General features: G+C 39.5%; 11 protein-coding genes. All 11 read left to right on the top strand.

Annotated elements, in window-relative coordinates:
* Window positions 1–2: 2 nt before the first annotated feature.
* From I6F54_RS06770 to I6F54_RS06720, 11 genes are read left to right on the top strand one after another with little or no spacing between them, the layout of a single operon-like run.
* Complete coding sequence (locus tag I6F54_RS06770) at window positions 3–905, top strand: ExeA family protein (RefSeq protein ID WP_197140456.1); 903 nt, start codon at window positions 3–5, stop codon at window positions 903–905.
* Window positions 902–2,044, top strand: a complete 1,143-nt coding sequence (locus tag I6F54_RS06765) for a tetratricopeptide repeat protein (RefSeq protein WP_197140454.1) — start codon at window positions 902–904, stop codon at window positions 2,042–2,044. The genes I6F54_RS06770 and I6F54_RS06765 overlap by 4 nt, the downstream gene beginning before the upstream one ends.
* Window positions 2,041–3,768, top strand: a complete 1,728-nt coding sequence (locus I6F54_RS06760) for a GspE/PulE family protein (protein ID WP_024594461.1) — start codon at window positions 2,041–2,043, stop codon at window positions 3,766–3,768. Before I6F54_RS06765 ends, I6F54_RS06760 begins: the two co-directional genes overlap by 4 nt.
* Entirely contained in the window at window positions 3,755–4,975 is a 1,221-nt protein-coding gene (locus I6F54_RS06755; RefSeq protein ID WP_010553774.1) for a type II secretion system F family protein, read from the top strand. The genes I6F54_RS06760 and I6F54_RS06755 overlap by 14 nt, the downstream gene beginning before the upstream one ends.
* A 1-nt stretch (window position 4,976) precedes the next feature.
* A complete protein-coding gene (locus I6F54_RS06750; protein WP_165728125.1) occupies window positions 4,977–5,561 on the top strand; it encodes a pilus assembly FimT family protein in 585 nt (194 codons plus the stop codon).
* Between the two features lie 22 nt (window positions 5,562–5,583).
* Entirely contained in the window at window positions 5,584–6,111 is a 528-nt protein-coding gene (locus tag I6F54_RS06745) for a prepilin-type N-terminal cleavage/methylation domain-containing protein (protein WP_010553772.1), read from the top strand.
* A 10-nt stretch (window positions 6,112–6,121) separates the two neighbouring features.
* Window positions 6,122–6,613 carry a type II secretion system protein gene (locus tag I6F54_RS06740; RefSeq protein ID WP_197119278.1) on the top strand — a complete coding sequence of 164 codons (492 nt, stop codon included), beginning with the start codon at window positions 6,122–6,124 and terminating at the stop codon, window positions 6,611–6,613.
* The gene (locus I6F54_RS06735) at window positions 6,600–7,136 is read left to right on the top strand and encodes a type II secretion system protein (RefSeq protein ID WP_165728127.1); all 537 of its coding nucleotides are present in this window, start codon (window positions 6,600–6,602) and stop codon (window positions 7,134–7,136) included. The genes I6F54_RS06740 and I6F54_RS06735 overlap by 14 nt, the downstream gene beginning before the upstream one ends.
* On the top strand, window positions 7,136–7,975 hold the full coding sequence (locus tag I6F54_RS06730; protein WP_165728128.1) for a PulJ/GspJ family protein: 840 nt from the start codon (window positions 7,136–7,138) through the stop codon (window positions 7,973–7,975). The genes I6F54_RS06735 and I6F54_RS06730 overlap by 1 nt, the downstream gene beginning before the upstream one ends.
* Window positions 7,965–8,456 carry an agglutinin biogenesis protein MshP gene (locus I6F54_RS06725; protein WP_165728129.1) on the top strand — a complete coding sequence of 164 codons (492 nt, stop codon included), beginning with the start codon at window positions 7,965–7,967 and terminating at the stop codon, window positions 8,454–8,456. The genes I6F54_RS06730 and I6F54_RS06725 overlap by 11 nt, the downstream gene beginning before the upstream one ends.
* Complete coding sequence (locus tag I6F54_RS06720; RefSeq protein WP_197140452.1) at window positions 8,453–12,193, top strand: H-type lectin domain-containing protein; 3,741 nt, start codon at window positions 8,453–8,455, stop codon at window positions 12,191–12,193. Before I6F54_RS06725 ends, I6F54_RS06720 begins: the two co-directional genes overlap by 4 nt.
* Window positions 12,194–12,298: the final 105 nt, after the last annotated feature.

Genomic DNA, 12,298 nt, shown 5'->3' with positions numbered 1-12,298 from the left:
CTATGTATTTAAGCTTTTTTAATTTAAGTGAAATGCCTTTCACGCTAACCCCTAACACACAATTTTTTTGTGCACTTGAACCGCACCACGAAGCGATGCAAGTGCTAACAACAGCCATTGAAATGGGTGAAGGGTTTATTAAAGTCACCGGTGAAGTTGGGACAGGTAAAACGTTGCTTTGTAGAAAGCTATTAAACCAACTTGAGCCAGATTACATTGTGGCTTATTTACCTAACTCTTATTTAAGTCCTGAAGAGCTTAGATGGGCGATTGCAATTGAACTGGGTATGGATGTAGATAAAGCATTGGACCAACAAGCACTAGGGCAGCTTATAAATCATCACTTACTCGACTTACAAGAAGATAATGAACGCGTAGTGCTTTTGATTGATGAGGCGCAATGCTTGAGTTGGGAGACTCTAGAGGCGTTGAGATTATTTACAAACTTAGAAACAGAAAGCGAAAAGTTGATTCAAGTTGTGTTATTTGGGCAACCTGAACTTGATGAAAAACTGGCAAACAATAAAGTAAGGCAGCTGCGCCAACGTATCAGTTTTTCGTATAAATTACGGGCGATGACTGGCGCTGAGGTTGTTTATTATATTAATCATCGCTTACAAGTTGCAGGGTTTAATAGGCCTCCTTTATTTAATAATAGTATGGGGCTTAAGATTGCCAGAGCAAGTCGTGGAATTCCTAGGTTAGTTAATATTTTATGCCACAAAGCACTATTACAAGCTTATGGGGAAGGGTTAAATACAATAACAAATCGCCATATTCAGCTTGCCATAAAAGATACCGAAGACTGCTCAAAATATCGAACCGGTCAATATTGGAGCTACAGCGCGTTAATGTTTAGTGTTTTAGCTATTGCTGCCATATGGGTATGGAGGCAGTGGTTATGAGCGTTATAAATAATATGCTTAAAAATATTGAGCAACGTGAAGCTAAACAAGTGAATATTCAAGAAGGTATAAGCGTAAAGCCAATATATGATGTAAAAAACATTGTATTTAAAGCCGCAATTTTACTTATTATGCTAAGTGTCATTTTTTTAGCATACCTGTATTTACCGACCGCCGACAAAAAAGAAACTCAACGTGAGTCTGTTTTACCACAGCAAAAAATGGTTGCGGTTTTGAGCTCTAATTTATCTGATTCTCAAGATGAAAAAAGCACTGTAGAGCCTTTAGTTGAGCAAGAAGTTGTGAAGAAGGCTGTGCAAGTTAAGCAAATAAAACCAGAAGTGAATGATTTAGCTGAATCCAAGTTGAGTGAAGCAACATCACTGGTTTCTCAACCAACGGCTGAGCCGGTTGTAATTGCCGAGGTTAAACAAAGCCCTGCACTAGCTAAAGATAATATGTTAGTGGCTAGCAAAGTTATTGTCAGCAAGCCAAAAACTACTTCAGTGACTAAAACTGAGCCACAAAATACTATGATCAAAAGCGCAGCAGAAACTAAGTCACTACAGGCTTTATTGGTCGAGCAATTAGCAGCAGCTAAACAGGCAATACAGTTTGGCTTATACAACGAAGCTATTAGTGATTTAAACATTATTTTAGCGCAATCGCCTTTACATGTTGAGGCTCGAAATTTACTGGCTGCAACTTACTTTAAACAACAAGATATAAATTCTGCACAGCAGGTTTTGCAATCAGGTATTCGCCAAAACCCTAACGTACTTGAATGGCGTGTAATGCTAAGCAAAATACTCATTATGCAACAACAGTATGAAGGAGTATTACTGCTTTTAAGTGATGAATTTGAATCCCAGGCGAATCTTGATTTTTGGGTGCTGCAAGGTACTGCTGCGCAAAGTGCGAGTAAGCACCACAAAGCACTTGAAAGCTTTAAACATCTTACACAGCTCCAGCCTAGTCAAGCCAAGTGGTGGCTTGCACTTGCAACCTCAAAAGATGCACTAGGAGAGTACCTCGATGCTAAACAGCTTTATAAAGTAGCTCTAGATTTAGGTGGGTTAAATACCGCTATGACCCAGCATGCATTACAGCGTTTAGTTGCACTAAAGGAGGCCGTATGAGACCTAGTTTAAAAATGCGCTTAGGCGATTTACTTGTCCACGAACACATGATCACCGAAGCGCAACTAAGTGAAGCATTAAATGTTCAAGCTGCAACGGGCCGTAAATTAGGTTCGACACTTATTACACTTGAGTTTATTAGTGAGCCACAATTATTACGCTTTTTAGCGCAGCAATTACAGGTACCTTTTTTAGATATATCACAGCGAAAAATATCACACGATGTATCTAAGCTTTTATCTGAGGTATATGCGCGTCGTTACAGAGCACTAGTAATCGAAGACAATGGTGACTCTGTTTTGGTCGGGATGAGCGATCCTGCTGATTTAAGGGGCCTTGATCAACTTGCGACTATGCTTGCTCCTAAACGAATAGATTTAGCTGTTGTACAAGAAAGCCAAATCATGGCTGCGTTTGACAACGTATATCGCCGCACAGATGAAATTACCAACTTTGCAGCACAACTCCATGAAGAATATCAAGACGTAGAAGAATTTGATTTAAACTCTTTAGGTGATGAGACATCCGATGCAACCGTTGTAAAGTTACTGCAATCAATATTTGAGGACGCTGTGCAAGTTCGCGCATCTGATATTCACATTGAGCCAGATGAAGGTTTGCTTCGCATTCGTCAACGTGTAGATGGAATATTACAAGAGCACACTCTTAACCAAGTAAAAATAGCATCGGCACTAGTGCTACGTTTAAAGCTTATGTCGGGATTAGATATATCTGAAAAACGCCTCCCTCAAGATGGCCGGTTTAATATAAAAGTGCGCAGCCATAGTATTGATGTGCGCCTATCTACCATGCCGGTTCAGCATGGTGAATCAGTTGTAATGCGTTTGCTTGATCAATCTGCAGGATTATTATCGTTAGATGAAACAGGCATGCCGGCACACATATTAAAACGTGTGCGCAGTATTATAAAACGCCCACATGGCATGGTTTTAGTTACTGGGCCAACAGGCTCGGGTAAAACAACCACACTTTATGGTGCATTAAGTGAGTTAAACCAACAAGAAAGTAAAATTATTACCGTAGAGGATCCCGTTGAGTATCGTATTGGACGTATTAACCAGGTACAAATAAATAATAAAATAGGGCTAAGTTTTGCCAGTATTTTACGGACCGCTCTAAGGCAAGATCCTGACATCATAATGGTTGGCGAAATGCGTGACCAAGAAACCGTAGATATTGGATTAAGGGCCGCTTTAACAGGCCACCTAGTACTATCAACGTTACATACCAATGATGCAATTACCAGCGCTATGCGCTTAATCGACATGGGTGCACCGGCTTACTTAGTCGCAAGTTCACTGCGAGCGATTATTGCTCAGCGATTAGTAAGGCGAGTATGTAATGACTGTAGAGTACCGTACTTGCCAGATCGCCAAGAAATAAGTTGGTTAAAATATTTAGGCGAAGAGATTACAGATGCTCAATTTTCTAAAGGGCAAGGTTGCACAGCATGTAATCACACTGGTTATAAAGGACGTGTAGGTATTTTTGAGTTGCTCGAAATGGATGATGCAATGATGGATGCATTGCGCGCTAACGATACACAAGGCTTTGCAAAGGCTGCTAAAAATAGTGCTAACTTTTCACCACTCTCGGCTATGGCATTAAATTACGCTAAGAAAGGTATTACCTCTTTAGATGAAGTATTTAAAGTGGCTGAATATATCCCAGAAATAGTAGGGGATATTGATGCAACTATATAGCTATAAAGCGAAAGACAGCAAAGGTGTATTGGTAAAAGGCCAATTAGAAGCGAGTAACCAAGCTGGCGTAGCTGATAGTTTAATGAAGCGTCAATTTATACCCATATCAATTTCTTTAGTTGAAACAAAAAATAATATTAAAATTTTTGATAATTTATTTGTCGAAAAAATAACGCTAGACGACATGATTATGTTTTCTAGACAAATGTATTCGCTACTAAAAGCGGGTATTCCAATTATACGAGCAATGATTGGATTGGCAGATACAACACAAAATAAAGAATTTAAAAATGTATTGATGGAAGTTACCAGGCAACTTGAGCAAGGCCGCGACTTATCCAGTGCAATGGCAATTCATAACGAGGTATTTAGCCGCTTAACCGTGTCAATGGTAATGGTTGGTGAAGGTTCTGGCCGATTAGAAGATGCATTTTATCAACTCGCTATTTACTTTGAAAAAGAACAGGAAACTCGCAAACGAATAAAAGCAGCTATGCGCTACCCTACTTTTGTTATTTTGGCTCTTGTAGCAGCTATGGTTATTTTAAATATTTTTGTAATTCCTACCTTTGCTAGCATGTTTGCCAAATTCGATGCCGAATTGCCGTTAATGACTCAAATATTAATTGGTACTAGCAGCTTTTTTGTTAATTACTGGTGGTTATTGTTGGTAATGGGTATTGGAGCGGTATTTGCGTGGAAGCGTTATTTAAATACAGATGCCGGGCGCTTCAAGTGGGATCAATATAAATTAAAAATTCCATTTATTGGAGATATTTTAAAACGCACATTGCTTGCGCGCTACAGCCAAAGTCTAGCTATGGTATTGCGCTCTGGCGTACCTATGACCACGGGGTTATCGCTAACAGCGCATGCCGTAGATAATAGCTATATGGAAAAAGCGATTATAACTATGCGCCAAGATATAGAAAAAGGCGATAGCTTACTTAGAGCCTCAAAAAGTTCTGAGCTGTTTTCTCAGCTTGTATTACAGATGGTCGCCGTAGGTGAAGAAACAGGCCGGGTTGATGAGTTACTTCAAGAAGCAGCTGATTATTATGAGCGTGAAGTTGATTACGACCTACGTAGTTTAACCGCCAAAATAGAACCTATTTTAACTGTGTTTGTTGCCATTATGGTGCTGATTTTAGCATTGGGTATTTTTATGCCGATGTGGAACATGATGTCGGCAATTAAAGGGAATTAAGGTGAACACAACCACAGCTTACTCAAAAGGTTTCTCATTATTTGAGTTAGTTATTGTTGTTATTTTACTGGCAGTAATTTTGAGCTTTGCTATACCTCAATATATAGGTATTAAAAATCAAGCGCATAATGCAAGCGTAGATGCTATTGCGGGTAGTTTTTCATCGGCTGTTGGGATGGTTAGAGGTCAATGGGAGTTAGAAGGGAGGCCAAATAGTAAGTCAAATAAAACATTTGTTAATTATGGAGGAGTAATAGTTGGTGTTGATGGATCGTTAGGTACACCAACGAGTGACGAAACAGAAAAAAAAGATACTCGTGCAGAGTCTATAAATGCTCATAAATGCCGCCAAGTATTAAATGTAATTTTACAAGATGCACCAAGTAGTACCTCAAGTAGTGAAATATCGATAATAAAAAGTGTAAGTTTTTTAGTTAGGTACAATGCAGAAAGTACGCAATGCGTCTATTATTTAACTCATACCATTGATATTAAAAGTATACCTACCAATACGGGTGAAATATCAGGTTTAACAGGTTTTTCATACTTTGCTAAAACAGGCAAAGTAAAAATATTTAAAAACTAAGTAATTAAAAAGAGGCTTATTTATGAAAACGCAATCGTTAAAAAGTTTACCAATGAATAAACAAGCAGGTTTTACACTTGTTGAATTGATCATCGTAATTGTTATTTTGGGCATTTTAGCTGTTACTGCAGCACCTCGTTTTTTAAACTTGCAAGGTGATGCAAATGCTTCAACACTCGAAGGCTTACAAGGGTCGATTCGCAGTGGTATGAATATTGTAAATGGTAAGTCTATTATTGCTAGTGATCACAAAAAGGCAACGGCTACAGTTACTGTAGATACTGGTGTACCAGTACCTACTGTTTATGGTTACCCAGCAGCAACACTTGCTGCATTTGAAGCATTTTTAGATGTTAGCTTTGCTCCATCTACAGCACCAGACACAGATGACTTTAATATTGATGCGACAACAACAGGAACAGTTATTATATACCCTAATAGTTACATTGCTGATGATGAGTGCAGAATTGAATACATACAAGCAACTGCAACTACAGGGCCTGTTGTAGTAACGGCTCCTACAATTAATATTTTTACTGATGAATGTTAATTAATATTAAATGATAAGCAGTAGTAAGCAACGATTGCGTGGCTTCACACTCATTGAGTTAATTATTACTCTAGTGATATTGGGAATACTGTCGGTAACGGCAGTTCCCAAATTTCTGGGCAGCTCAACAGAAGATGCATACTCATATCGAGACCGTACTTTAAATGCACTGAGAACAGTGCAGTTACGTGCAATGCAAAATACAGCGACAACAAGTTGCCATACGCTTTATATAACCTCCACACTTATTGCTCCCCCCACACCTGATACATGTATCGGTGGCGCAGATACCAACAACACCGTTCATTTAGTGGTACAAATAAACACGCAAAGAAGTGACATAACATTTAGCGCTTTAGATAGTAACGCGAATATTTTTACCCAAATTAGTTTTGATCCTTTAGGTAAATCAAATCAAACTTGTACTACGCAGTGTCGAATAGACGTTGGATTAGCTGGCGTATGCATAAGTGGTGAAGGGCTTATATATGCGTGCCCTTAAAGTAAAAGGTTTCACTTTAATTGAGCTTATTATTGGCATAGTCATGTTTGCTATTGCATTAAGCATTATTACCGCGCTCATTGCCCCGCAAGCAAAAAAAAGTGCAGAGCCAATTATTGCTTTAAGAGCCTCTGAATTTGGTCAATCACTAATGAACGAAATTCAAAGTAAATCGTTTGATGAGCACAGCGATAGAAGCGCTCCTTTTAGGCGTTGCGGCGAAACAACTTTGGGTGCAGAGCCCTGTACAGCAGCAGGCGATTTAGGCACCGACTCAGAATCTCGAACTAGTTATAACGATGTAGATGACTATATTGTACTTTCTAACCAACCTATTACTAATAGCTTAGGTGAGGTGTTAAGCGAATACAGTGACTTTAACTTAGTTATTACAGTCCAGTACGATAGCGACTTTAACGAATTGACCATCAACGATGGCACAACCTTTAAGCGTATTACTATTGAAGTAACATCACCCTTAGGCGAAGTTTACGGATTTAGTGCATATAAAGGGAATTACTAATGCAAAGAGCTAAATACCAAAATGCATTTACCCTTATAGAGCTATTACTTGTCATGGTTATTATTGGTGTTTTAGCCGTAAGTGCATTTTCGTTTATTGGTGCTGGGGTCAGCATTTACTCACAAGGTATTGAACGCCAAGAAGCAGTAGCTCAGGCCCGCTTTTTAATAACGCGACTTAGTAAAGAGCTTCGCCACGCTACGCCAAACTCATTAAGGCTCTCTTGCGATAACAGCACTAGCGGAGCATGTAGTGCTCAGCAGTGCTTAGAATTTACGCCGTTTTTATCAGCGACTCACTATACAAATTACCTACCTACCGTAGCGCCTTTTAATGTTAGCGCTGTTGATTTTGAACTTAATAATTTAACGCAGCCGCAAGCTGGAGATTGGGCAACTATTTACCCATTAAGCAGTGCTGATATATATGATGAAAATAATAGTAAGCGCTTGCAAGTATCAGCATTTAATAGTTCAGCGAGCGAAATTGATGAGTGGCAATTTAGTAAAGCATTTGCCCAAGAGTCGCCGAGTAAACGCCTTTATTTACTTTCAGAACCGGTAAGTTTTTGCGTTGAAGGGCAGTATTTATATAGATATACCAATTACGGTTTTACTATTAATCAATTAGATGCCGTGAGCTTACAAATAAGCAGTGGTGTTAAACGTGATTTATTAGGTATTTACATTGCCAATAATTTAGCGAGCGATTTATTTTTTACTCTTGATGCGCTCTCCTTACAAAGAAACGCTGTGCTTAATGTGAATGCGCAAATGCAATTTAACGATACTGAAGTAATGAACTTTAATCATGAGGTACATATTCCTAATGTACCTTAAAAAAAATCCTCACGGAAAAGCCTTAGCCAGTAAACAAAAAGGGAACTTAATAATTGTTTCTTTGGTAATTATTGTTGCTTTATTAGCACTAGGATTAGCATTAGTTAAAGTGCTTTCTGGTGCATCTCAACAAAATACAATTGAGTACTATGGGGCTCGCGCTTTTATGGCAGCACAAAGCGGCCTAGAAAGTGGTTTAACGCAACTATTTCCAATAAATAGCTCAGTTCAAAGCTGTACATCAGTTACTACTGATTTAACCTTCCAAGCTGCATATTTAGCTAACTGTAAGGTCGAAGTGAATTGTAGCGAATATATAGGCTTACCCGATAGCAGTACGGCGAATGGACTTGTGAATATATATTATCTACAAAGCAGTGCAACGTGCGCCGCAATTGATTGCCCTGCAGGGAGTAGCTGCAGAAAAGATTATTGGCAAACACAAAGAACGCTCAGTGTGGAGGCTAAAACTTTACCATGATGAAAAATGCATTAGTCATTATATTTTTTAGCTGCGTGTTGCTTTGTAATTACGCAAACGCGGTACCGCCTAAAATTGAAGGGCGCTATATTGAGCTGCAAGACACATACACATCACCTATTTGGACAAAAATAAATTTTCAACAGCAATACATAACACCTCCTGCTGTTTTTATGCTCTCAACAAACCAAGGCGGAAACCCCGCAATAATAAGAATACGTAATATAACCACAACCAGCTTTGAGGCACTACCTCTTGAGCCTTCGGGTGAGGATGGTGAGCACGTTACGATGGGAGCTCATTATTTGGCTGTTGAATATGGCGTACATGAGTTTCCTGATGGAACAATCATGGAAGTAGGAAGTACCGATTTATTATTAGAGCTACAGTATGGTCCTAAGTCAGGCTTCTCCCCATTTACGCCAAAAGGTTATAAACAGTTAATCTTTGCTGAGCCATTTTCACAAAGGCCGAACTTTTTCCATTCATTACAAACGCTCAACAGCATAGATAGTAATCCACCTACTCAAGCATTAGTGCCTTTTTTGACCGTTGCAGTAGAAAGTAATTCTTTATCTGCTAGCGGCGTTAATATTGCTTTAGAAGCATCTGAAACAGCACTTGGGCTTATAAAAACCGAAACTGTTGCCTATATGGCCGTAGAGCCTGGAAGTAACCGCACATTTTCTGATGATAATGGCGTTGAGGTATCGTGGGAAACTTTTTTCACAGGCTTTGAAGTTGACGGCTGGAGCAATGGCTGTAATTACTTTAGTTTTATTAATAACTTTAGTGTGGCTCCGTTAGTTGTAGCAAGTAAAAACTCACGCCAAGAAGACGATGGCGGGTGGCTACGCAGCTGTAACCTAAGGACCGACAGGTTAGGGCTAGTTGTTGACGAAGATCGTGATGGCGATAACGAGCGCCGCCACGTAAACGAGGAAGCATCAATACTCGCCATGACCAGTACCTTTGTATTTAATGGTGATATTTTAGATTGTGATACGTTATTCCCAGGCGCTATTTCTACTTATAACAATGGTGAAGTGCAGCTGGTGCAGGGAGTAGAAATAACCGATGGTAATGCGCAGTTTGTCACCACCACAAGTTTAATTTCTACAGCGCTGACAAGCCCTCCTTTGTGTAATGGTCAGGCGTGTGTTGCTGGTGGTTATAACTCTTTAGAACCGAATCAAGCGGCGCAGGTGCCAACGGTTACAAATGATGGTAGCTCAACAGGGCCCGTACCTACTTCTTTAGCTGGCGACTATTATTACGATGAGTTGCAGTTAAGTATGCTGGAAACAGAGTACAGAGTAACAGCGCCTACACGTATTTTTTTAAAAGACACAACCTCACTTCTATCAACTTCATTTTTGAATATAGGTAAAACAAATATAGTAGTAGAAACTGGCGCGTACTTGGCTATTTATGTGGATGGTGCGGTTGCTATTGCAGCCGATGCAAATATTGCGGGCTATATTGTTGCAACTGGTGAGGTAAGAATCGCTCAAAATGTAACGTATCAGGGATCAATTACATCGGCTACTCAAATTATTACCGAAGGGAGCTCAACGTTTGACGCCCTACCAGTACCCGAAAGTATCCCTGGTTTTTGTGGTATTTATACACCAGAAACACTGGATCATTATCGTTTAACAATAAGCGATAACAAAGGTCTGACGTGTGAAGCTAAAGAAATGACACTAACAGCCTGCGCTAATGATGCCTGCGACTTATTATTTGCGGAACCCTCTAGTTTAAACCTTTCTCCAGATAATAGTGGTCAGCAAAGTTGGGTTACAGGGGAGAATATTAATTTTACAGGCTCAACAACTGTTGAGTTTGCTAAACGTACAACTGGTAGCGTTACATTTGGATATAACACCGCTGATCCTTCTGCACCTCTTCGTTGTTATATCGGTGGTAATAATGTTGGTTTGAGTGGCTGTAAAGTTACGTTTTCTGATGCTGGATTTATTTTTAATAATGATACAGATGGAAATACTACAATTCCTACTCAGTTATCAGCAAAGCCTTCAAATACTGGATTTAATGCAAAAGCGCTATCTATTCAAGCGGTAAAAACAAATACCACTACGGGCGTATGCGAAGCTGCATTTCCCGCTGGTGGCGATGTAAGCTTAGATTTATCGTATACATGCAGTGCTGGTGCAAGTTGCTCTGATACGGTTTCACTTAGTAACAACAATAATACCTTTGCGGTCGAGCAAGCAGCTAAATCGTTCACGCTAAACTTTGATAGTGAGTCTAAAGCCCCGATTGTTATAAATTATCCCGATGCAGGAAAGTTGAGTTTAAATGTAAAAACCAACTTAATTTTAGACCCACTAACTAACTTATCAGTAAATTTAACGGGTAGTTCAAATGAATATGTCGTAAAACCATTTGGATTAGCCATGGAGGTAGCAAGTGATGGTTATGCAGCAGATGCCAATGGGAGCTTATTTAGATTAACGGGCGAAGCATTTGATTTAAAAATGAATGCGGTGCAGTGGCAAACAGGGCAAGACACTAACAACGATGGTTTCCCAGACAACTACAGCAATATTACAAATAACACCATTGCCAAGCATTTTATTACAGAGCAACTAATTGTAGAGGCATTACTTAAAGCGCCTACGCCAGGCATTCAAGGTACGCTTGAAGCGATGAGTACTGTTGCCTTTAATGACACAGGTAGTTTGAGTGAATCTATATCGCAATATAATTACGACCAAGTTGGCATAATTGATTTAACAGCAGGCCTTCAAGATGCCGATTATTTTGGTGCGGGAGATGTAAAAGGTGAGCTATATAACGTTGGTCGTTTTGCACCTTCGCAGTTTCAGGTAGTGGGGGTTCAAGCCGCCGCGCAATGCACGCAATACGGCAGTAATTTAACTTATCTTGATCAACCTTTTGAACTTGGCTTTACAGTACAAGCACAAAATCAAAATGGTGAGCTAATGGCTAATTATAAAGAGGGCTTTGATAAATCGAGTGTAGACGTTAATGCCGAAAATAATGAAGTAGGTAACTATGTACCTGCAACTAATTTTACTAGCCGCTTAGTAAACCTAGGAAATAACAACTGGGGAGATATAAGCGACGGCCAATGGCAAATGAGCCAACTCAACACGACACTTAAAAGATTAGGTGTAGGGCAAGCAGACGGACCGTTCGCTATGGTGAGCTTAATGGCAACGCTTTCTGACATAGAAGGAGCAACACTTATTGATGCAAATGATAAACCTAATACACAAACAGCATGCTCGGGTGGTTGTAATAGCGTACGACTAAATGCATTGCCAATAGAGTTTAGGTTTGGACGTTTAGTCCTTGGCAATAACGCAGGCTCCGATCTCGACCCTTTACTTATTCCTATGCAGGCTCAGTATTACAACGGCAGTGGATTTGTAAATAACGCTGAAGATAACTGTAGTGTATTTGATCATACCCAAATTACTCAAATATCACCTAGCAGCCCACAATTAACCTATAAATATGGGACTGGTGTATCTGGCCAGCTAGAAGCGGGAGTATATCCGCCAGATAACGGTATTTATGCACAGCCAAATGGTTTGGGTGAATTTACCTTAGAATATAATACTTATGATTGGTTAAAGTGGGATTGGCAGGGCGATGGAACACAGCTTGATCCTCGTACTATTTTACAATTTGGACGCTTTAGAGGAAATGATCGGGTTATTTACTGGCGTGAAACACGCGAATAGTTGTAAACTAATATAATAATTGAACAAAGCTTGTGTTTTGTGCTGCAAGTACATAGCATAAGGCTTTAATTATAAAAAATAATAACGACCAAATAATTGCCGCTT

The sequence above is a fragment of the Pseudoalteromonas sp. SWXJZ10B genome (assembly GCF_015864475.1).
Taxonomy (GTDB): Bacteria; Pseudomonadota; Gammaproteobacteria; order Enterobacterales; family Alteromonadaceae; genus Pseudoalteromonas; species Pseudoalteromonas arctica.
This window is presented reverse-complemented; position numbering and strand designations above follow the sequence as displayed.

What these genes read in the sequence shown, in the direction of transcription:
- I6F54_RS06730 (WP_165728128.1), top strand. Translation starts at nt 7,136, where the DNA reads ATGCAAAGAGCTAAATACCAAAATGCATTTACCCTTATAGAGCTATTA.
- I6F54_RS06765 (WP_197140454.1), top strand. Translation starts at nt 902, where the DNA reads ATGAGCGTTATAAATAATATGCTTAAAAATATTGAGCAACGTGAAGCT.
- I6F54_RS06760 (WP_024594461.1), top strand. Translation starts at nt 2,041, where the DNA reads ATGAGACCTAGTTTAAAAATGCGCTTAGGCGATTTACTTGTCCACGAA.
- I6F54_RS06725 (WP_165728129.1), top strand. Translation starts at nt 7,965, where the DNA reads ATGTACCTTAAAAAAAATCCTCACGGAAAAGCCTTAGCCAGTAAACAA.
- I6F54_RS06755 (WP_010553774.1), top strand. Translation starts at nt 3,755, where the DNA reads ATGCAACTATATAGCTATAAAGCGAAAGACAGCAAAGGTGTATTGGTA.
- I6F54_RS06770 (WP_197140456.1), top strand. Translation starts at nt 3, where the DNA reads ATGTATTTAAGCTTTTTTAATTTAAGTGAAATGCCTTTCACGCTAACC.
- I6F54_RS06720 (WP_197140452.1), top strand. Translation starts at nt 8,453, where the DNA reads ATGATGAAAAATGCATTAGTCATTATATTTTTTAGCTGCGTGTTGCTT.
- I6F54_RS06740 (WP_197119278.1), top strand. Translation starts at nt 6,122, where the DNA reads ATGATAAGCAGTAGTAAGCAACGATTGCGTGGCTTCACACTCATTGAG.
- I6F54_RS06745 (WP_010553772.1), top strand. Translation starts at nt 5,584, where the DNA reads ATGAAAACGCAATCGTTAAAAAGTTTACCAATGAATAAACAAGCAGGT.
- I6F54_RS06735 (WP_165728127.1), top strand. Translation starts at nt 6,600, where the DNA reads ATGCGTGCCCTTAAAGTAAAAGGTTTCACTTTAATTGAGCTTATTATT.